Origin of the sequence: Kocuria turfanensis (assembly GCF_001580365.1) — a bacterium.
GTDB classification, from domain to species: Bacteria; Actinomycetota; Actinomycetes; order Actinomycetales; family Micrococcaceae; genus Kocuria; species Kocuria turfanensis.
In genome coordinates this window covers 3231749-3250020 of the sequence record NZ_CP014480.1, presented here as the reverse complement: position 1 = coordinate 3250020, position 18272 = coordinate 3231749, and the positions used below count along the sequence as shown (strand labels likewise).

Below are 18272 nucleotides of genomic sequence, written 5' to 3'. Positions count from 1 at the left end.
CGTGGCCCCGGACGGACTGCTCCGGGACCTCGCGGCCCGCTCCCCCGGTGAGCTGGCCGCGCTGCTCGACGCGCGGCCCGACGCCGTGCGCCCCGGGACGACGACGACCGCCGAGCTCGCCGAGGCCCTGCTCTCCCGGGCCGGGCTGAGCCGGGCCCTCGACGAGCTCTCCCGGCCGGAGCTGGACGCCCTCGAGCGGGCCGTGGTGCTCGGCGCCCCGGACGGTCCCGCCGGCCCGCTGCTGGCCGCCCCGCCGTGGGACCGGCTGCACCGGCTGGCCCTGGTCCACCGGGACGGGGACGCGCTGCGGCTCGTGCCCGGGGTGGCGGAGGCCCTGGGCCGCTACCCCGCCGGGCTGGGCCGGCCGCACCGGGTGCTGGCGGCCCGGGCCGCACGCCTGCGCGGCGGCGAGCCGGCGGCCCCCGCGGCCCCCGAGGTTCCCGGGGAGATCGGGCGCTGGCCCGCGCCGGTGCGGGAGGTGCTCGAGCGGTTCCGCTCCCGCCCGGTGGGCCTGCTCCCGGACGCGCTGCGCCGCCCGGACCCGGAGGTCGACGCCGCCGCCCGGCCCGTGGACTGGCTCCTGGCCCGCGGCGTCCTGCTCCCCGTGGACTCCCGCCACGTCGAGCTGCCCCGGGAGTTCGGCCTCGCCCTGCGCGGGGGCGACCCCTGGGCCCGGTCCCCGCAGCGGGCGCCCCTGCCCCCGGGCACGCGGGTGCCCGACCGGCTGCGGGACAACGCCGCCGCGGCGGCCGTCGAGCAGCTGCTGCGCCGGCTGGCCGCGCTGCGCGCCGAGCTGCGCGAGCGTCCCCTGACCACCCTGCGCGCCGGGGGGATCGGCGTGCGCGAGCTGCGCCGCCTGCGCACCGCCCTGGCCCTGGAGCACGCCGAGCTCGTGCGCCTCCTGGGCCTGGCCGAGCTCGCCGGGCTCGTGGTGCTCGATCCGGACACCTCCGCGTGGCGGCCCGCCCCGGCGCCCTTCGAGGACGCCGAGCGCCCCGAGCAGTGGCTGCACGTCGTGAGCTCGTGGCTGGCCGCCGACGTCGTGCCCTCCGCGGTCGGCCTGCCCCTGGCCGACGGCACGGTCGTGGGGGTCCTCACCCGCGGGGCGCACACCCCGGAGGCCCCGCCGGTGCGCCGGGCGCTGCTGCGGGCCCACGCCGCCCTCGCCGAGTCCGCGCCGGGCGGGCACGGCCCCGAGGACGTCCTGGCGCTCGCCCGGTGGCAGCGCCCGCGCCTGACCCGCTCCCTGGACCGGTGGGGACCCGGCATGCTCACGGAGGCGGCCGAGCTCGGCCTCGTGGGCGCCGACGCCCTCACCGCGGCCGGGCGTGCGGTCGCCGCGGGCCGGGCCGAGGAGGCCGCCCGGGCGGTGGCCGGCTGGCTGCCCGCCCCCTCGCGGACGGTGCTGCTGCAGGGCGACCTCACCGCCACGGCCACCGGCTACCTCGCCCCGCCCGTGGCCCGTGCCCTGGGCGAGCTCGCGGACGAGGAGGGCCACGGCCCGGCGGCCCGGCACCGCTTCACCGAGCGCTCCCTGCACCGGGCCCTGGACGCCGGGTGGGACCCGGCGAGCATCCTGGCGTGGCTGGCCGAGCACAGCCGCGGCCCGGTGCCCCAGGCCCTGGCCTACCTGGTCGAGGAGGCCGGCCGGGACCACGGCCGGGTCCGGATCACCCGCGCCGACTGGGTGCTCACGGGCGAGGAGGACCTCCTCGAGGCCCTCGCCCGCTCCCCGCGCCTGGCCGGGCGCCCGCTGCACCGGCCCGCCCCGGGGGTGCTGGTGGTCACCGGGGACGAGCCGGGCCCCGGCCGGCGCCGGGCCGGGCCGGCGCGCGAGGGCACCCTCGAGCAGCTCGTCGCCGCCGTGCGGGCCACGGGCACGGAACCGGCGGTGGAGGCCGCCCGGCCGGGACCGTCGCCGGCCGCCGGACCGGCCCTGCTGCCGCAGGTGCCCGCCCCGCGCCACCCGGCGCCGTCGGCCGAGGAGGTCGAGGACCTGCTGGCCCGCCTCACCGGCGCGGACGACGTCCCGCCCCCGCCCGACCGCACCGACCGCACCGATCCTGGAGGAGAGCGCTGATGGGACCCCTGATCGTCCAGAGCGACCGCACCGTGCTGCTCGAGCTCGACCACGAGGACGCCGACGAGGCCCGCCGCGAGCTCGCCGCCTTCGCGGAGCTCGAGCGCGCCCCCGAGCACGTGCACACCTACCGGATCACCCCGCTGGGGCTGTGGAACGCCCGGGCCGCCGGCCTGGACGCCGAGCAGGTGCTGGACGTCCTGCTGACCCGCTCCCGCTTTCCCGTGCCCCACGCCCTGCTCGTGGACATCGACGAGACGATGTCCCGCTACGGCCGGCTCGTGCTGGAGAAGGACCCCGTGCACGGGCTCGTGCTGCGCTGCCACGACGCCCCCGTCCTGGAGGAGATCGCCCGGCACCGGAAGATCGCCCCGCTGCTGGGCCCGCGGATCGACGGGGAGACCGCCGTGGTGCACGCCAGCGCCCGGGGCGAGCTCAAGCAGCTGCTGCTGACCGTGGGCTGGCCGGCCGAGGACCGGGCCGGGTACGTGGACGGCACCCCGCACCCCATCTCCCTGACGGAGACGGACCCCGTCTCCGGCGAGGCCTGGGCGCTGCGGCCCTACCAGCGCCGGGCCGTGGAGAACTTCTGGGCCGGCGGCAGCGGCGTCGTCGTCCTCCCGTGCGGCGCCGGCAAGACGCTGGTGGGCGCCGCGGCGATGGCGGCGAGCTCGACGACCACGCTCGTGCTGGTCACGAACACGGTCTCCGCCCGGCAGTGGAAGGCCGAGCTGCTGCGCCGCACCTCCCTGACGGCGGACGAGATCGGCGAGTACTCCGGGGCGCTCAAGGAGGTCCGTCCCGTCACCATCGCCACCTACCAGGTGCTCACGGCCCGCCGCGGCGGGATCCATCCGCACCTGGAGCTGCTCGACGGCCACGACTGGGGGCTGATCGTCTACGACGAGGTGCACCTGCTGCCCGCCCCCGTCTTCCGGATGACCGCCGAGCTGCAGGCCCGGCGCCGGCTGGGGCTGACCGCGACCCTGGTGCGCGAGGACCACCGGGAGGGGGAGGTGTTCTCGCTCATCGGCCCGAAGCGCTACGACGCCCCGTGGCGGGAGATCGAGGCCCAGGGGCACATCGCCCCGGCGGACTGCGTCGAGGTGCGGGTGGAGCTGCCCGTCGGGGACCGGATGGCCTACGCCTCCGCGGAGGACGCCGACCGGCACCGCCTCGCCTCCTCCTCCCCGCACAAGCTCGACGTCGCGGCCCGCCTGGTGGCCCGCCACCGCGGGGAGCCGGTGCTGGTGATCGGGCAGTTCCTGGACCAGCTCGACGAGCTGGGCGCGCTGCTCGACGCCCCGGTGCTCAAGGGCAGCACGAGCACGGCCCGGCGGGAGCGGCTCTTCGCCGCCTTCCGGGCCGGGGAGCTGCCGGTGCTGGTGGTCTCCAAGGTCGCGAACTTCTCGGTGGACCTGCCGGAGGCCTCCGTGGCGGTGCAGGTCTCGGGCGCCTTCGGCTCGCGTCAGGAGGAGGCCCAGCGCCTGGGGCGGCTGCTGCGGCCCAAGCGGGACGGCCGCCCGGCCACCTTCTACACGGTGGTGGCCCGGGACACCGTGGACGCCGACTACGCCGCCAAGCGCCGCCGGTTCCTCGCCGAGCAGGGCTACGCCTACCGGATCCTCGACGCCGCCGACCTCGCCGCCTCCGGCGAACTCCCCGGGTAACAGCGCACTGCGTTCAGACGACTTTCAGGGTGTTCCGAGAAAATGGTGCCTGTGAAGAACGAGAACCCCGAAGCGAAACTGCTCGTCGTCGACGACGAGCCCAACATCCTCGAGCTGCTGGCCACGTCCCTGCGCTTCGCCGGCTTCGAGGTCGTCACCGCCGCCAACGGCCGTGACGCCCTGGCCAAGGCGGAGTCGGAGGACCCGGACCTCGCGGTGCTCGACGTCATGCTCCCGGACATGGACGGGTTCTCCGTGACCCGCAAGCTGCGCGCGGCCGGGCGGCACTTCCCCATCCTCTTCCTCACCGCCAAGGACGAGACGGAGGACAAGGTCACCGGGCTGACCGTGGGCGGCGACGACTACGTCACCAAGCCCTTCAGCCTCGACGAGGTGGTCGCCCGCATCCGGGCCGTCCTGCGCCGCACCCAGCCCGCCGAGGAGGACGACTCGCGGCTGCGCGTGGACGACCTCGTCCTCGACGACGACGCCCACGAGGTCTTCCGCGGCGACCGGGAGATCGACCTGTCCCCCACCGAGTTCAAGCTGCTGCGCTACCTCATGCTCAACCCGAACCGGGTGCTGTCCAAGGCGCAGATCCTCGACCACGTCTGGGAGTACGACTTCAACGGGGACGCCTCCATCGTGGAGTCCTACATCTCCTACCTGCGGCGCAAGATCGACAACGACCCCGAGCTGCCGCCGCTGATCCACACCAAGCGCGGGGTCGGCTACCTGCTGCGGTCCTCGCACAAGCACCACTGACCCGGTCCGGGATGCAGACCCTGTCCTCCCGGTGGCGCTCGGCGTCGCTGCGCTCGCAGCTGATGGTCCTCACGGGCGTGCTGCTGGCGCTGTCCATCCTGGTGACCAGCTTCGTGGCGATCTCGGTGCTGCGCACCTCGATGCTCAACGGCATCGACGGCGAGCTGCGCGACTCCGTCCGGACGGTCTCCTCGGTGCTGGTCGCGGACCTGCAGGGCGAGGAGGGCGTGCAGGTCCCGCACGCGGGCTATCTGATCGACGCCGACGGCACCGTGGTGGCCGAGGCCGTCAACACCCCGGACGGCGTGCCCAAGCTGCGCCCGGACCTGTCGAGGATCGACCTCGACCACGTCCAGGACCATCCCCTCGAGGCGGCGACCGTGGGCTCCGTGGGCGCCCCGGACCGGACCTGGCGGGTGGTCACGGCCAAGCCGCAGCAGCTGGACCTGGTGGTGGCCGTCGCGGAGCCGCTCGACGACACCAACGCCATGCTCAGCGCGGTGACGCTGCTGACGCTGAGCTTCGGGGTGGCGACCCTCTTCGCGGCGATGGCCGTCGGCTGGGTCCTGGTCACGCGTGCCTTCGCCCCGCTGCACCAGGTGGAGCAGACGGCCGCCCGGATCGCCGAGGGCGACCTCTCCCAGCGCATGGAGGGATACAACCGGCAGACCGAGATCGGCCAGCTCTCCGCGTCTCTGAACACGATGCTCGGCCACATCGAGGACGCCTTCGAGGCCCGCACCCGCTCCGAGGGCAAGCTGCGCCGGTTCGTGGCCGACGCCTCCCACGAGCTGCGCACCCCGCTGGTCACCATCCGGGGGTACTCGGAGCTCTACCGGCACGGCGCCCTGCAGAAGCCGGAGGACGTGGGCAGCGCGATGGCCCGGATCGAGTCCGAGGCCAAGCGGATGACGCAGCTCGTGGAGGACCTGCTGATGCTGGCCCGCCTGGACGAGCGGCGCCCCGCCGAGAACGTCGACGTGGACCTGCTCCACCTGGCCTTCGACGCCGCCGGCGACGCCCACGCCTCGGACCCGGACCGGCGGATCGAGGTCGTGGGCCTGCAGGGCGCGGCGCCCGTCTCGGCCTGGGTGCACGGCGACGAGTCGCGGCTGCGCCAGGTCGTGGCCAACCTGGTGACCAACGCCCTGCGCTACACCCCCGACGGCAGCCCGATCGAGATCGCGGTGGGGGTGGAGCGGTCGGTGGACGAGGACTTCAACGCCGTCCTGCAGGTGCGCGACCACGGTCCCGGCATCCACGGACCGGACGCGGAGCGCGTGTTCGAGCGCTTCTACCGGGCCGACTCCTCCCGCACCCGCGAGACCGGCGGCACGGGCCTGGGGCTGTCCATCGTGGCCGCGATCGTCCAGCAGCACGACGGCACGGTCCGCCTGACCGAGACGCCCGGCGGCGGGGCCACGATGACCGTGCGGGTGCCGGGCATCGAGCGGGCCGACGACGCCCCGGAGGTCTGAGCGGGCCGCTCAGGACTCCTCGGTGCCCTGGTGGAAGCGCAGCTGCCAGGGCCCGAGCTCGGCGCGGGAGTCCTCCCGCACCCACAGCGAGCTGCGCAGGCTCGTGCGGTCCCCCGCGACCAGGCGGTAGACGAGGTGCACGGCCTCGGGGCCGAGCTCGGTGGCGGACAGGACGTGCACGTCCACCGGGCCGAGCCCCGGGTCGCGGGAGAGCCGGTCGAGGACCTCGGCCCGGGAGCACCAGGTCCCCGAGGCGCCGATCTCGGCGAAGGACTCGTGGAGCAGCTGGCCGAGCCGGCCGGCGTCGGCGCGGACCTCCGGGCGCAGCAGGTCCCGCTCGAGGGCCTGGACGGTCTCCGCCGCCGACCGTCCGCGGGCCAGCTCCTCCTCGTGGGCGAGCAGCTCGCTCAGCAGGTCCGGGTCGTGGCGGTCCTCGAGCGCCTCGGGTGCTTCGGGTGCCGGGGTGCGGCCCGCCGCGGCCGCACGCTCCGGGGACGCGGCGCGCCCCGCAGGGCTTGTGCGGTCCGCGGAGCCGGCGCGGCCCCGCGCGCTCCCGGCGGCCCGGGCCGGGGCGCTCCCGGCGCCCGGGAAGCCGGGCCCCTCCGGCGCCGGCCGCCCGGTCTGGAACGCGGTGGCGACCGCCCGGGCGCGGGCGTCGGCGGCCTCGTTGAGCTCGTGGCCGGCGTGGCCCTTGACCCACTCGAAGCGCACGTCGCGCCCGGCCATGGCGGCGTCCAGGGAGCGCATGAGATCCACGTTCAGCACCGGCTTCCCGTCCTTCTTCTTCCAGCCCTTCTTCTTCCAGCCCGGCATCCACTTGGTGATCGAGTTGATGACGTACTGGCTGTCGCACAGCACCCGCAGGGGCTCCTCGGGGCGGTGGGCCGTGGACTCGAGCAGGTCGAGCACGGCCTTGAGCTCGCCCATGTTGTTGGTGCCGTGCGGCCAGCCACCGGCCCGCCAGGTGTCGTCGTCGATGTACCAGGCCCACCCGGCGGGGCCGGGGTTGCCCAGGGCGGAGCCGTCGGCGGCAGCAGTGATCGTCATGCCGTCCATCTTTTCACGGCCCCGGCAGCGCCCCGGACCGCGCTCAGTCGCCGGGGTCGTCCTCGAGACGCTGCTGTGCGACGTCGCGCACCCCGTCGATCCCGGAGAGCTGCACCGCGGCCGTGCGCAGGTCGGTCTTGCCCTCGAGCCGCAGCAGCAGCTCCACCTCCGGCTGCCCCGGGCCGCCGATCCGGCGGCTGGAGACCACGGAGGCGCTGAGCTGGAGCTCCTCGACCACGGACAGCACCTCCCGCAGCACCCCGTGGCCGTCCGCGTAGCGCAGGCGCAGGCCCTGCGGCGCCACCATGCGCGGCAGCCGGCGGGACAGCGGCGTCAGCGCCACGGCGGAGAGCAGGTGCAGACCCGTCGCGGCGATCGCCAGAGGCACCAGCCCGGCCCCGCAGGCCATGCCGATGGCCGCCGAGAGCCAGATGCTCGCGGCGGTGGTCAGCCCGTGCACCACGTCCCGGTTGGTGAAGATCACCCCCGCCCCCAGGAAGCCGATGCCGGTGACGATCTGGGCCGCCACGCGGGAGGGGTCCGGGCCGGCGTCGATGCCCGGCAGCGCCCCGAAGCCGTAGGCGGAGACCAGCGTGAACACGGCCGAGCCCGTGCCGACGAGGGCGTGGGTGCGCAGCCCGGCGCTCTTGCGCCGCAGCCGCCGCTCCAGGCCCACGAGCGCGGTGAGCCCGAACGCCGCCACCACCAGGGCCAGCTGGACCGGGACCCGGTCCCAGTCGACGAAGTCCATGGCCGCTCCTCCCCGCGTGGTGACTCGATTGAACACCAAGTGCGCGGCCCGCGGAACGGGCGCCCGCCGCGGGCCGGGAAACGACGACGGGCCGGGCGCCCCGGAAGGGGTGCCCGGCCCGTGCCGGATGCGTGGGTCGCACGCTCGACGGGTCAGCCGTCGATCACATCATGCCGCCCATGCCGCCCATGCCGTCGTCGGCACCGGCGCCGGCGCCCGCGGGCTCCGGCTTGTCGGCCACGACGGCCTCGGTGGTGAGGAACAGCCCGGCGATGGACGCCGCGTTCTGCAGCGCCGAGCGGGTGACCTTGACCGGGTCGTTGATGCCCGCGGCCATCAGGTCCTCGTACTCACCGGTGGCGGCGTTGAGGCCGTGGCCCAGGTCCAGGCCGCGGACCTTGTCCACGACCACGCCGGCCTCGAGACCGGAGTTGATGGCGATCTGCTTGAGCGGGGCGTCGATGGCGACCTTGACGATGTTCGCGCCGGTGGCCTCGTCGCCGGTGAGCTGCAGCTTGTCGAACGCCTTCTGACCGGCCTGGATCAGGGCGACGCCGCCGCCGGCGACGATGCCCTCCTCCACGGCCGCCTTCGCGTTGCGCACGGCGTCCTCGATGCGGTGCTTGCGCTCCTTGAGCTCGACCTCGGTGGCGGCACCGGCCTTGAGCACGGCCACGCCGCCGGCCAGCTTGGCCAGCCGCTCCTGCAGCTTCTCGCGGTCGTAGTCCGAGTCCGAGTTGTTGATCTCGGCGCGGATCTGGGCCACGCGGCCCTCGATCTCCTCGGCGGTGCCGGCGCCGTCGACGATGGTGGTCTCGTCCTTGGTCACGACGACCTTGCGGGCCTGGCCCAGCAGGTCCACGGTGGCGGTCTCCAGGGAGAGCCCGACCTCCTCGGTGATGACCTGGCCGCCGGTGAGGATGGCGATGTCGGCCAGCTGGGCCTTGCGGCGGTCGCCGAAGCCGGGGGCCTTCACGGCCACGGACTTGATGGAGCCGCGCATCTTGTTGAGCACCAGCAGGGCCAGGGCCTCGCCCTCGACGTCCTCGGCGATGATCAGCAGCGGCTTGCCGGCCTGCATGACCTTCTCGAGCACGGGGACCAGGTCCTTGACCGCGGAGATCTTGGAGTTGACCACGAGGATGTAGGGATCCTCGAGGACGGCCTCCTGGCGGTCGGCGTCGGTGACGAAGTAGCCGGAGAGGTAGCCCTTGTCGAAGCGCATGCCCTCGGTGAGCTCGAGGTCCAGGCCGAAGGTGTTGGACTCCTCGACCGTGATCACGCCCTCCTTGCCGACCTTCTCCATCGCCTGGGCGATGAGGCGGCCGATCTCGGGGTCGCCGGCGGAGATGGAGGCGGTGGCGGCGATCTGCTCCTCGGTCTCGACCTCCTTGGCGGAGGCCAGCAGCTCCTCGGTCACCGCGGCGACGGCCTTCTCGATGCCGCGCTTGAGGCTCAGCGGGTCCGCCCCGGCGGCCACGTTGCGCAGGCCCTCCTTGACGAGCGCCTGGGCCAGCACGGTGGCGGTGGTGGTGCCGTCGCCGGCGATGTCGTCGGTCTTCTTGGCGACCTCCTTGACGAGCTCGGCGCCGATCTTCTCGTAGGGCTCCTCGAGCTCGATCTCCTTGGCGATGGACACGCCGTCGTTGGTGATCGTGGGGGCGCCCCAGGCCTTCTCGAGGACCACGTTGCGCCCGCGCGGGCCGAGGGTGACCTTGACGGCGTCGGCCAGGGTGTTCAGACCCCGCTCGAGACCGCGGCGTGCCTCTTCGTCGAAAGCAATCATCTTTGCCATGTGACTTCGTCCCTCCTGGACGGTAGACAAACGGTCGACCTCCACGGTGCCCGCGACGGACGGCGCGCACGGCGGCGGGTTCTTCCCGACGCCGCACGGCACCTCACCGTGGTGGTTGAGGTGTCACTCCTGTGCCGGTGGCTGCCCGGGCCGGGCCGGGGACCGACCCCTTAGCAGTCCGCACGACTGAGTGCTAATCGCAATCTTGGCACTCGTCCGGGGAGAGTGCAAACCCCCCTGAGCCGGTGTCGCTCAGCCCTGCCACTCCTCGCGCAGCAGGCCGTAGATCATCCGGTCGTAGTACTCGCCGCCGACCTTGCGGGCCCTGCGGATCCGGGCCTCCTCGGTGAAGCCGAGCTTCACGGCCACCCGGCACATGCCCACGTTGCCGCTCCAGGTCTCGAGATCGAGCCGGTGGGAGTCGGAGCGGGCGAAGAGGTGGTCGATCCACAGCCGCATCGCCTCGGTGCCGTAGCCGCCGCTCCAGTGCTCCGGGGAGTAGACGGTGATGCCCAGCGAGCGCAGCGGCAGCAGGTGCGTGCCGGTCCCGGGGTCCTCGGTGGGCTTCTCCGACCAGTACCAGGACACCTGCCCGATGAACCGGCCGGTGGCGGCGTCCGCGATGACCATGGTCTCCCGCGGGTCCGGCCAGTCCTGCGCGGTCACGTGCGCGCGCAGGGCGGAGAGCCAGCGCTGGGCGCCCTCCGCGGTGAAGTTCGGGTAGAAGGGCCCGTCCGTGCGCTGCCACTCGTGCTCGCCGCCGCCCTCGGGCGGCATGATCCACGTCTCGTACGCGGCGAGGTCCTCCTCGGTCCAGTCACGGAGGTGGACTCGGCTGCCTGCGATCTGCACGGTGTTTCCTTCCGGGGCGTGGGGCGTCGGGGACCGGGGCTCGGGTGCCCGGGTCGTCCGGTGGTGGGCGGTGCCGGTCAGGGCTGCGGGGACGAGACGGCCGGGGCGGGCGCCGTGTCCGGGGCGCCCTCCAGGAACGCGTAGGCCCCCACGCCGAGGCTGAGCAGGCCCGCCACGACGATGGCGGTCAGCTCCCCCGCGCCCACCCGGGCGGTCGGCCGCAGTCCGCGGTGGGCGCCCTGGCGCGGGCCGTCCTCGGGGACGTCGTCGAACTCGTCGCGCGGGTACTGGCTCACCGGAGGTCCCCGCGCTGCCGGCGCAGCCGGCCCACGAGCATCGGGTCGTGCTCGAGGGCGGCGCGGCTGTCGATCAGGACGTTGAGCCGCTGGTAGTAGTGGGTCGGGGAGAGCCCCAGGCGGCGCCGGATCTCCATCTCCTTGGCCCCCTGGTACTTCCACTGCAGGTTCTCGATCGCCAGGATCTCCCGGTCGGTCTCGTCGAGCCCGGAGCCGGCCCCGGCCGGCGGCCCGGCGGGCGATGCGTCCGCCCCGGGCTGCTCCCCCGCCGCGGTGTCGTCCCCGGCCGGCTCCCCCGCCGCCGTGTGCTCCCCGGGAGCGGCGTCCTCCCCGGTCATCGGGACTCGGCCCGGGGCCGCAGGGAGACGGTGGTCAGCTGCGCGTCCTCGCCGGCGTCCACGACGGCGCGCACCGCCGCGGCCACGGACTCGGGGCGGATGTAGCGCTCGGGCACGTACTCGTTGCCCAGACCGGCCTGGATGTCCCGCTGCATCTGGGTGTCCACGGGCCCGGGGTGCACCGAGCTGACCACGATGCCGTCGGCCTCCACCTCCTGGCGCAGGGAGTCGGCGAGCGCGCGCAGCGCGAACTTCGACGCCGCGTAGACCGCGTCCCCGGCCCGTGCGGTGAACCCGGAGCCCGAGTTGAGGAACACCACCGTGCCGCGGGTCGCGCGCAGGGCGGGCAGCAGGAGCCGGGTCAGCTCCGCGGGGGCCACGACGTTGAGCTCGAGCTGGTCCCGCCAGTCCTCCACCGAGGCCACCGCCACGGTGGTGCGACCGGCGCGGGCCGCCGAGTGCACGAGGACGTCGACCCGGTCGAGGCCCTCCAGCGCCTCCGGCAGCCGGGCGAAGTCGGTGAGGTCCGCGGCGCGGACGGTGACGTGGGGCAGCTCCGCCAGCTCGGCGAGACGGGCGGGCTCGCGGCCCAGGGCCACGACGTCGTGGTCCCGGGCCAGGTCCGCCACGCACGCACGGCCGATGCCTCCGGTGGCCCCGGTGACGACGGCGACGGGTCGGGGATCGGTTGCGCTCATGCGCCCACTCTAACCAGTCCCCCGCCGGTCCTGCCCGCCCCGGACCGAACGCACCGGGACGGTGGTGGCCCCGGTATCCTGGCCCGCAGCCGACCACGCGGAGGAGCCCCATGGCAGCCGAACCCGATACCTCGGGGGCCCCCGGCGGAGACCCGGACAGCGCCGAGAAGCCGTCCTCGCCCACGCAGATCACCAGGCCCTCCTGGAGCTACGTCCTGCGCCGGACCGTGCACGAGTTCCGCCGCGACGAGTGCACGGACTCCGCGGCGGTGATGACCTTCTTCGCCGTGCTCTCGATCTTCCCGGCCCTGCTCGCCGTGGTCTCCCTGCTGGGAGTGGTCGGCCAGGCCGAGGCCACCGCCGAGACCATCCTCCGCCTGCTGCACGAGTTCGGCGCGCCGGAGCAGGCCGTCGCCGTGCTCGAGGGCCCGGTCCGCGAGCTGGCCGGATCCCCCTCGGCGGGGCCGGCGCTGGTCACCGGGCTGGTCGGGGCGCTGTGGACCGCCTCGGCCTACGTCCGGGCCTTCGGCCGGTCGATGAACCGGATCTACGAGGTCGAGGAGGGCCGGCCGTTCTGGAAGCTCTACCCCCTGATGGTCGGGGTCACGCTGCTGCTGGTGGTCCTGGCCGTGGGCATGATGCTGCTCCTGCTGCTCTCCGGGCCGGTCGCCGAGCGGCTCGGCGAGCTGGTGGGCCTGCCCGGGAGCACCCTGCGGCTGTGGCAGGCGGCGCGGGTCCCGGTCATGCTGGCCCTGCTCGCCTTCATGGTGGTCCTGCTCTACTCCACGACCCCGAACGTCCGCCAGCCCCGGTTCCGGTGGCTCGGCATCGGCTCGATGACGGCGATCGTGGTGATGGCCGCCGCGACGGCCGGCTTCAGCTTCTACGTCTCCAGCTTCGGCAGCTACAACGCGACCTACGGCGCCATCGGCGGTGTGATCGTGCTCCTGCTGTGGATCTGGATCATGAACACCGTGCTGCTCGCCGGGGCGGAGTTCAACGCCGAGACGGAACGGGCCCGCCAGCTCCAGGCCGGGATCGCCGCCGAGGAGAACCTGCGGCTGCCCCCGCGGGACGTCCGGGCCGCGCAGAAGCTGCGGCAGAAGGAGCAGGAGCTGGTGGAGGAGGGCCGCGACCTCCGCCGCCGGCACGCCGACCCCGGCCCTCCCGGGGCCGGCGGCCCCGCACGACCGGCCTAGAGTGGTGCCCGGCGGGGACGTACCTCGCCGCCCGGCCCCGCCGGCCACGACCCCGACGCGCAGCGACACCCACACCGACGCCGACACCGACGCCCATACCGACACCGAGGAGCACCGTGAGCGAGCCCCAGCCCCTGGACACCATCATGGCCCCCGACTGGGCCGAGGCCCTGGCCCCGGTGGAGGCGCAGATCCGGCAGATGGGCCGGTTCCTGCGCGAGGAGCACGCCGACGGGCACCGCACGCTCCCCGAGGGGTCGGCGGTCTTCCGGGCCTTCCAGGACCCGCTGGCGCAGGTGCGGGTGCTGGTCGTCGGCCAGGACCCCTATCCCACCCCGGGCCACGCCATGGGCCTGTCCTTCTCCGTGCAGCCGCACGTGCGCCCCGTGCCCCGCTCCCTGCAGAACATCTACAAGGAGCTGCAGGACGACCTCGGCATCGACCCGCCCGAGCACGGGGACCTCTCCGCGTGGTCGCGGCAGGGCGTGATGCTCCTGAACAGGGTCCTCACCGTGCGCGAGGGCGCCCCGGCCTCCCACCGCGGCCGGGGCTGGGAGGCGGTGACGGAGCGGGCCATCCAGGTCCTCGCCGCCCGTGACCACCCGCTCGTGGCGATCCTGTGGGGCAACGACGCCCGCAGCACCGCCAAGTGGCTGGACGGGTACCCCACGGTCGAGTCCGCGCACCCCTCCCCGCTGTCCGCCTCCCGCGGGTTCTTCGGCTCCCGCCCGTTCTCCCGCACCAACCACCTCCTGGAGGAGCAGGGCACGGACCCGGTCGACTGGCGGCTCTGAGCCCCGGGCCCGGCTAGGGTGGAGCGCATGACGACGACGCCCGGGGCCGCTCCCGCACGCCCCCGCAAGCCGCAGCTGAACCTCACGGTGCGCCGGCGCGAGCAGCTGTCCCCGTCGATGGTCCGGGTCGTCCTGGGCGTCGACGAGCCGGAGCGCTTCGAGGACATCGACCCGCCGGAGAAGTACGTCAAGCTCGTGTTCCTCCACCCGGCCACCGAGCACGCGGTGGCCGGGCGCCCCGGCCCCGGGCGGAACCCGGACTACTGGGCGCTCAAGGAGTCCCTGCCGCCCGAGCACCAGCCCGTGACCCGTCACCTGACGATCCGGCGGTGGGTCCCGGAGCGCGCCGAGCTGTGGATGGACTTCGTGCTGCACGGCGACGAGGGCTGGGCCGGGCCGTGGGCCGCCCGCGCCGAGCCCGGGGACCGGATCATCGCCCTGGGCCCGGGCGGCCGGTGGACGCCGTCCGCGGAGGCGGCATGGACCCTGATCGCCGCCGACGACGCCGCGATGCCCGCCGCGCTCGCGGTCCTGGAGGCCCTGCCGGCCTCCGCGCGCGGCGAGGTGGTCCTGGAGGTGGACTCGCCCCGCGACGTCCTGCCCGTGACGGCGCCGGCCGGCATGGCGGTGCGCTGGGTGTTCCGCCAGGACACGGCCGACGGCGTCCCCGCGCTCGTGCGGGCGGTGCAGGTGGCCGGCTGGCCGGCGGCACCGGAGGGCGTGCAGGTCTTCGCCCACGGGGAGCGGGAGGCCATGAAGGCCCTGCGCGACGAGCTCTTCGGGCGCCGGGGCCTGGAGCGCGACCAGGTCTCGCTGTCCGGCTACTGGGCGCGGGGCCGCACCGAGGACGTGTTCCAGGCGGAGAAGAAGCTGCCCGTCGGCAAGATCCTCTGAAGCGGTCCCGGCCGCCGCCGCCCGGACGCTCAGCGGCGCCGGTTGCGGCGCGTGCTCGTGCCGTTGAGGTGGCCCACGAAGGGCCGCATGAGGTACTTGCCGAGCACCACGCCCGAGGCCAGGGCCACGATGGAGGCCATGGCGTTGACGAGTCCCACGATGCCGGGCCCGTAGGTGTCCGTCTCCACGGTGATGGTGTACAGCCCGCGGAAGATGGACAGCCCGGGCAGCAGGAAGGTCATCGCGGGGATCGCCAGGATGAGCTGGGGAATCCGGTGCCGGGCCGCGAGGACGGTCGCCACGCACCCGCTGGCGACCGCCGCGAGCGCCGTGTCCAGGCGGGCGCCCAGGCCGACGGCCATGCCCGCGTGGTAGACCACGAGCCCGGCGAGGGCCGCCACCGCGGTGGACAGCACGTGCCGGGGCTTGGCCTGCATCGTGATCGCGATGAGTCCGGTGCCGATCAGCATGAACCCCGCGTTGGTCAGCGGCCCCACGGGGTCGAAGGCGCTCTGCGAGACGTCGACCCGGGGCATCCCCGCGTAGCCGGCGACGGAGATGCCTCCCGCGATGCCGGCCACGAGGCCCAGGAACGCCATGGAGGTGGACAGCAGGCGCCCGGCGGCCGTGACGGGGAATCCGTTGATCGCGTCCTGCATCGTGGAGACCATCCGGGTGGTGGGCAGGAGCAGGATGATCCCGCCCGCGATGACGCGCCCCGGGGACAGCTCCAGGCCCGACCAGGACAGCAGCAGCGCCATGGTGGTGAGGATCCCGGACTGGGCGGCCATCGTGAAGAACTCCGGGATCCGCCAGGCGCCCAGCCGGTGGGCGACGAACTGGTTGAGGACCGAGGACAGGCCGGCGACGAGCGCGCCCAGGACGCCGCCGCCGATGCCCACGGTGATGGCCATCGCCGCGGCCACCGTGGCCGTCCGCACCATCCACCGGGGGTAGGGCTTGGGCTTGGCGTTGATCGCCTCGAGCCGCCGCTCCGCCTCCCCGCGGGGCATCTCCCCGCCCGTGATGTCGGTGACCAGCTGGTGGGTCTCGGCGAGCCCGGCGTAGTTGTCGGTCCAGGACCGCACGACCCGCATCACCGTGTGGCTGTTGGTGTCGGGGTCGTTGAAGACGTCCTCGCGGGTGCGGGTGTCGTCGCCGCCGGTGCGGTCGTCGGCGATGTAGTTGATGGTCACGGCCTGGTTGGTGATGTCCACCTCGACGTTCTCGACGCCGTAGGTCGTGCACACCGCGATGATGGCGTTCTCGACGTCGAGGGCGTCCGCGCCGTAGTGGAACATGGTCTCCGCCAGCCGCAGCGCGAAGTTCAGGGTGCGCCGGGCCTCCCGGCCGGTGGACTCCCCGAACCGGCGCAGGTTGGCGAAGGGCGAGGCGCTGAGCCGTTCCACCACGCGCATGGGGGCGGTCGGGGCCGCCTCCCCCTGCAGCATCGAGCGCAGCCGGGAGCGTCCGCCGGGCCGGGTGCCTTGCGCGCGGGTGGAGGGGTACGCGCCGCGCTGCATCCGGTCGGCGCTCTTGCCCGGGGCCGGGACGGGGCCGATCGTCGTGGTCTCCGGGCGGGAGACCGGGCCGGTGTCGGTGCGGCGCCGGCGCCGGGCCGACGTGGTCAGCGGCGCCGTCTGCGCGGCGGAGAGCAGCTCCTGGCGCTTCTCCGGCTCGGGGGTGGCCCCGTACTGGCGGATCAGGCGGGTGCTGAGCACGGGCAGCGGCTGCGGGGCGTCGGGCACCACGTCCGCGGCGGCGTGGCCGGCCCGGCGCCGGGCCAGCAGGGCCTGCGCCTCCGTGGGGCGCACGAGCGGGGCCCCGGCGCCGAGGAGGGCGACCGGGCGCGCGGCCCCGGTGAGGGTCGTGTCCCCGCCGGGGCCGAACGGTTCGACGACGTAGGCGTCGGGCTCCTCGCCGCCGTCGGAGGAGGGGTAGGCGGCGGACGGACGCAGAGGGGTGCGCTGGTCGGTCACCACGCGGCGCTCCTCCTTCCTGGGGCGGGGGGCGGGGCCGGTCGGGCGGGGGCGGATCAGTAGAAGGGCTGTCCCGTGCGCCGGACCCACAGCTGGCGCTGGACCTTCTCGGCCACGTTGGTCCACACGGCGTACCTCGCCGGGCTCAGCACCTGGTCGTGGACGCCCACGAAGTCGACCACGGACTTGGTGAAGCTCGTCTTGAACAGCCCCAGCCCGTAGTAGGGGTGCTCCTTGTTCTTGAGCTGGTCGCTGGGCGGGGTGCCGCAGAAGTCGTACTCGACGATCCCGTGCTCGCGCATCAGGTCCGTGATCGCCGTCCACTGCAGCAGGTGGGAGTCGCCGTACTGGCGCCGCCGGGGCTTGGAGCCGCCGTCCTTGTACGTGCCCTTCGTCCCGTAGGCGATCACGTAGGCGCCCACGGAGGGCTCGCCGTCCTCGTAGGTGAAGTAGAGCCGGCCCTGGCCGGCCTGCTCGAAGGCGGTCCAGAACTTCGCGTAGTACTCGTAGGAGCGCAGGTTCACGTTGGCCTCGCCCTGGCCCACGGTGTCCATGAGCGCGTACATCCGCCGCATGTTCTGCTCGGTGAGCTCCACGCGCTCGACCGTGCAGCCCTCGCGCAGCGCCCGCCGGACCGCGTTGCGTCCGCGGGAGTGCAGGGACTTCAGGACGGCCTCCTCGTCCCGGTCGGTGGCGAGGATCGCGGTCGAGTCGTTGGGCTGGATGTCGAAGGACTTCTTCAGCCCCGCGCGGGCGAGCACGCCCTTCGCGTAGTCCGAGTCCAGCACGTCCGGCTCGATTTTGATCGCGAAGACGTTCAGCCGCTGCTCGGCCACCAGCCGGGCGTTGGCGGCGGCGATCCCGGGGATGTCGTCCACGGAGGCGACGTCGGGGCCCTTGATCATGTACCACAGGCGGCCCAGGGCCGGCACCGTCTTCTCGAGGACCAGGTTGTAGGAGGCCTTCCCGCCGCCGGCGGGCTCGTGCACGAGGTGCAGGGGGCGCCAGCCGTGGTCCGCCTTGACGTCCGCGAAGGACGCGGACTGCAGCAGGTTGCCGCCGTGGGGGTTCGCCGTGACGTGGGCGTCCCAGTCGGCGATCTCCTGGTCGGTGGCGAAGCGTGCGGTGAACTCTCGCAAGGCTCTCTCAATCGTCGGAAGGGTCGGGGGTGCCGGGCCGGGGGCGGCCGCGGGGCCGGCGGGGACCGGCCCGAGCCAGTCTAACCGCGCAGGCCCGAGCCGGTTCTGAGCCGTGCTCGCCGCGCTGCGCGGCGCGGCTCCCGCCCGGACAGCACGGCGCCCGCCCACCGGGGGTGGACGGGCGCCGGGGCTGCCGGTGCGGCGAGGCCGGCTACTCGGCGTCGTGGTCCGTCTCGAGGATGCGCACGAGGTTCTCGAGCGCGTCCTCGGCGCCCTCCCCCTCGGCGCGGAGGACCACCTTGTCCCCCTGGCCGGCGCCGAGGGACATCAGCGACAGCACGCTGGAGGCGTCCATGGCCTCGTCCGCGGGCTCGCCCTCGGCGGCGATGGTGATCTCGAGGTCGTACTCCCCGGCCGCCTCGGCGAAGATCGCGGCGGGGCGGGCGTGCAGGCCCACGGAGGATGCGATGGTTGCGGTGCGTTCTGCCATGGTGGTT

At 74.4% G+C, this 18272-nt stretch carries 17 protein-coding genes; 7 read left to right on the top strand and 10 right to left on the bottom strand.

The genetic code is table 11. The features are described 5' to 3' along the window. The first annotated feature begins 1 nt into the window (after nt 1). The 4 genes from AYX06_RS14905 to AYX06_RS14890 are packed head-to-tail and all read left to right on the top strand — an operon-like array spanning nt 2 to nt 5993. Complete coding sequence (locus AYX06_RS14905; RefSeq protein ID WP_062736434.1) at nt 2-2080, top strand: helicase-associated domain-containing protein; 2079 nt, start codon at nt 2-4, stop codon at nt 2078-2080. Then, nucleotides 2080-3750, top strand: a complete 1671-nt coding sequence (locus AYX06_RS14900) for a DNA repair helicase XPB (RefSeq protein ID WP_062736433.1) — start codon at nt 2080-2082, stop codon at nt 3748-3750. Before AYX06_RS14905 ends, AYX06_RS14900 begins: the two co-directional genes overlap by 1 nt. A 42-nt stretch (nt 3751-3792) precedes the next feature. Then, nucleotides 3793-4515 carry a response regulator transcription factor gene (locus AYX06_RS14895; RefSeq protein ID WP_062736432.1) on the top strand — a complete coding sequence of 241 codons (723 nt, stop codon included), beginning with the start codon at nt 3793-3795 and terminating at the stop codon, nt 4513-4515. 11 nt (nt 4516-4526) lie between these two features. Continuing rightward, the gene (locus tag AYX06_RS14890) at nt 4527-5993 is read left to right on the top strand and encodes a sensor histidine kinase (RefSeq protein ID WP_062736431.1); all 1467 of its coding nucleotides are present in this window, start codon (nt 4527-4529) and stop codon (nt 5991-5993) included. A 9-nt stretch (nt 5994-6002) separates the two neighbouring features. Here AYX06_RS14890 and AYX06_RS14885 read toward each other — a convergent pair whose 3' ends face one another. The 7 genes from AYX06_RS14885 to AYX06_RS14855 form a co-directional block, all read right to left on the bottom strand. Continuing rightward, nucleotides 6003-7040: an RNase H family protein gene (locus AYX06_RS14885; RefSeq protein WP_062736430.1), complete on the bottom strand. Its 1038-nt coding sequence runs from the start codon at nt 7038-7040 to the stop codon at nt 6003-6005. Nucleotides 7041-7083: 43 nt separating this feature from the next. Further along, nucleotides 7084-7791, bottom strand: coding sequence for an MgtC/SapB family protein (locus tag AYX06_RS14880; protein ID WP_062736429.1), 708 nt, complete (start codon nt 7789-7791; stop codon nt 7084-7086). A gap of 163 nt (nt 7792-7954) precedes the next feature. Continuing rightward, a complete protein-coding gene (gene groL / locus AYX06_RS14875; RefSeq protein ID WP_062736428.1) occupies nt 7955-9586 on the bottom strand; it encodes a chaperonin GroEL in 1632 nt (543 codons plus the stop codon). A gap of 252 nt (nt 9587-9838) precedes the next feature. After that, nucleotides 9839-10438, bottom strand: a complete 600-nt coding sequence (locus AYX06_RS14870) for a GNAT family N-acetyltransferase (protein ID WP_062736427.1) — start codon at nt 10436-10438, stop codon at nt 9839-9841. Between the two features lie 77 nt (nt 10439-10515). Next, nucleotides 10516-10734 (bottom strand): hypothetical protein, encoded by a 219-nt coding sequence (locus AYX06_RS14865; protein ID WP_062736426.1) that lies wholly within the window; start codon nt 10732-10734, stop codon nt 10516-10518. Beyond that, nucleotides 10731-11072: a DUF3263 domain-containing protein gene (locus tag AYX06_RS19365; RefSeq protein WP_084271650.1), complete on the bottom strand. Its 342-nt coding sequence runs from the start codon at nt 11070-11072 to the stop codon at nt 10731-10733. Before AYX06_RS19365 ends, AYX06_RS14865 begins: the two co-directional genes overlap by 4 nt. Next, nucleotides 11069-11770 carry an SDR family oxidoreductase gene (locus AYX06_RS14855; protein ID WP_062736425.1) on the bottom strand — a complete coding sequence of 234 codons (702 nt, stop codon included), beginning with the start codon at nt 11768-11770 and terminating at the stop codon, nt 11069-11071. Before AYX06_RS14855 ends, AYX06_RS19365 begins: the two co-directional genes overlap by 4 nt. A gap of 110 nt (nt 11771-11880) precedes the next feature. Between AYX06_RS14855 and AYX06_RS14850 the strand changes: the two genes are divergently transcribed. From AYX06_RS14850 to AYX06_RS14840, 3 genes are all read left to right on the top strand, one after another. Next, nucleotides 11881-12969, top strand: a complete 1089-nt coding sequence (locus tag AYX06_RS14850) for a YihY/virulence factor BrkB family protein (protein WP_062736424.1) — start codon at nt 11881-11883, stop codon at nt 12967-12969. Nucleotides 12970-13085: 116 nt separating this feature from the next. Beyond that, entirely contained in the window at nt 13086-13763 is a 678-nt protein-coding gene (locus AYX06_RS14845; RefSeq protein WP_062736423.1) for a uracil-DNA glycosylase, read from the top strand. A gap of 27 nt (nt 13764-13790) precedes the next feature. Further along, nucleotides 13791-14657, top strand: coding sequence for a siderophore-interacting protein (locus tag AYX06_RS14840; protein ID WP_062736422.1), 867 nt, complete (start codon nt 13791-13793; stop codon nt 14655-14657). A 29-nt stretch (nt 14658-14686) separates the two neighbouring features. Here the strand turns inward: AYX06_RS14840 and AYX06_RS14835 are convergent, their stop codons facing one another. From AYX06_RS14835 to AYX06_RS14825, 3 genes are all read right to left on the bottom strand, one after another. Further along, entirely contained in the window at nt 14687-16639 is a 1953-nt protein-coding gene (locus AYX06_RS14835; protein WP_062736421.1) for a threonine/serine exporter family protein, read from the bottom strand. A gap of 53 nt (nt 16640-16692) precedes the next feature. Next, nucleotides 16693-17775, bottom strand: coding sequence for a lipid II:glycine glycyltransferase FemX (locus tag AYX06_RS14830; RefSeq protein ID WP_062736420.1), 1083 nt, complete (start codon nt 17773-17775; stop codon nt 16693-16695). Between the two features lie 211 nt (nt 17776-17986). After that, a complete protein-coding gene (locus AYX06_RS14825) occupies nt 17987-18265 on the bottom strand; it encodes an HPr family phosphocarrier protein (protein ID WP_062736419.1) in 279 nt (92 codons plus the stop codon). Nucleotides 18266-18272: the final 7 nt, after the last annotated feature.

What these genes read in the sequence shown, in the direction of transcription:
- AYX06_RS14890 (WP_062736431.1), top strand. Translation starts at nt 4,527, where the DNA reads ATGCAGACCCTGTCCTCCCGGTGGCGCTCGGCGTCGCTGCGCTCGCAG.
- AYX06_RS14895 (WP_062736432.1), top strand. Translation starts at nt 3,793, where the DNA reads ATGGTGCCTGTGAAGAACGAGAACCCCGAAGCGAAACTGCTCGTCGTC.
- AYX06_RS14855 (WP_062736425.1), bottom strand. Translation starts at nt 11,770, where the DNA reads ATGAGCGCAACCGATCCCCGACCCGTCGCCGTCGTCACCGGGGCCACC.
- AYX06_RS14850 (WP_062736424.1), top strand. Translation starts at nt 11,881, where the DNA reads ATGGCAGCCGAACCCGATACCTCGGGGGCCCCCGGCGGAGACCCGGAC.
- AYX06_RS14900 (WP_062736433.1), top strand. Translation starts at nt 2,080, where the DNA reads ATGGGACCCCTGATCGTCCAGAGCGACCGCACCGTGCTGCTCGAGCTC.
- AYX06_RS14880 (WP_062736429.1), bottom strand. Translation starts at nt 7,791, where the DNA reads ATGGACTTCGTCGACTGGGACCGGGTCCCGGTCCAGCTGGCCCTGGTG.
- AYX06_RS14840 (WP_062736422.1), top strand. Translation starts at nt 13,791, where the DNA reads ATGACGACGACGCCCGGGGCCGCTCCCGCACGCCCCCGCAAGCCGCAG.
- AYX06_RS19365 (WP_084271650.1), bottom strand. Translation starts at nt 11,072, where the DNA reads ATGACCGGGGAGGACGCCGCTCCCGGGGAGCACACGGCGGCGGGGGAG.
- AYX06_RS14825 (WP_062736419.1), bottom strand. Translation starts at nt 18,265, where the DNA reads ATGGCAGAACGCACCGCAACCATCGCATCCTCCGTGGGCCTGCACGCC.
- groL (WP_062736428.1), bottom strand. Translation starts at nt 9,586, where the DNA reads ATGGCAAAGATGATTGCTTTCGACGAAGAGGCACGCCGCGGTCTCGAG.
- AYX06_RS14885 (WP_062736430.1), bottom strand. Translation starts at nt 7,040, where the DNA reads ATGACGATCACTGCTGCCGCCGACGGCTCCGCCCTGGGCAACCCCGGC.